This window comes from Thermogemmatispora sp. (genome assembly GCF_042408735.1).
In the GTDB taxonomy this organism is placed as follows: domain Bacteria; phylum Chloroflexota; class Ktedonobacteria; order Ktedonobacterales; family Ktedonobacteraceae; genus Thermogemmatispora.
Map to the genome: position 1 here is coordinate 1 of NZ_JBHOQV010000058.1, position 1,076 is coordinate 1,076.

The 1,076-nt window shown below is 49.5% G+C and carries 1 pseudogene; it reads left to right on the top strand.

Going from position 1 to position 1,076, the window contains the following annotated elements:
• Positions 1-116, top strand: a pseudogene (locus ACFMO7_RS04565) (IS5/IS1182 family transposase); the annotation flags it as partial.
• Positions 117-1,076: the final 960 nt, after the last annotated feature.

Here is a 1,076-nt window from a genome sequence, read left to right on the forward strand (position 1 = left end):
GCTGGTTGATGAAAAATCGACGGATGAGCAAAGATTACGAAACATTACCGGAAACATCGGAGGCGATGGTTTATGCGGCGATGATTCGCCTGATGCTTGCTAGACTGCGCGTTTGAACGACTTTTCAGACACGCTCTTAGAACCCGCGATTTGGCGTACTGCTCCGAGTATCTTAACTCCCCGCGCTTGCTATCGGCTCCGGCGGTCTCGATCTCGGTGTCGTGCACCACCGGCTTATGCTCTGCCGTTTCAACTTTGTCCTCCCAAACCTTAGGAATGCTGCCGGTTTCGTCTACTTTGCGTACCATCGCTTTTTCCCCTTCATACATGCAAGAATTCTTCAAGCCTAAAGCGCGCAACGATCACACGCCCAAACGCTCTGTGGACATGTAGATCAGCAATCCATGCTTCCATTACCGATTTTTCCCTCCAGCAGGCAGCTCCCGCCGTACGACCGCCGCTTCGCAAGAAGCTCATCCACACTGTGCTATCCACTTTGTCTACGCGACGGTTCATCTTCGTTTGCGCTAAACGACTTTCGGACTTCTGCTTTAATTTTTATCACTACTATTATTATCGGCGGTTCGCGTAAGAAGTTTCCTGTTTAGCGAGCCGTTTTTCTTACTTTTTGGTTGTTAGATTATTACAATTTTATCGCGAAGCTTCCGAGATCCGAGATCCGAAACTTCTGCCCCCATCGTGGAATATGATTTATGGTCCAACGATCTACATATAAGCCTGAGGAAGGCAAGGATTTATACCCTTTTTGGAACGAATACACCTTGGTTTCATGTGCCAACGACCCAAATTCTGGATTAGCAGAGTGCATCTAGGTGAAGCTAATTAGTTGCTCCGCAGGGTGCTTTTAAATTAAGTGCCCACGAGGGAAACAGACGCCAGCGACTGCGATACAAGCCGCCATAAGAGAAGTGTTTAAGGCATCTCTCGCCCCTTCGTCGAGCAGCGTCGCTTGCGAGGTGGTTCCTCGGGATGTTCGAGGAAACGAGCTGCGTTACTTGCGATGTAGTTCTGCGAAATGGACGAAGAACCAGTAGGCGACCGCCAGCCAAACCAGC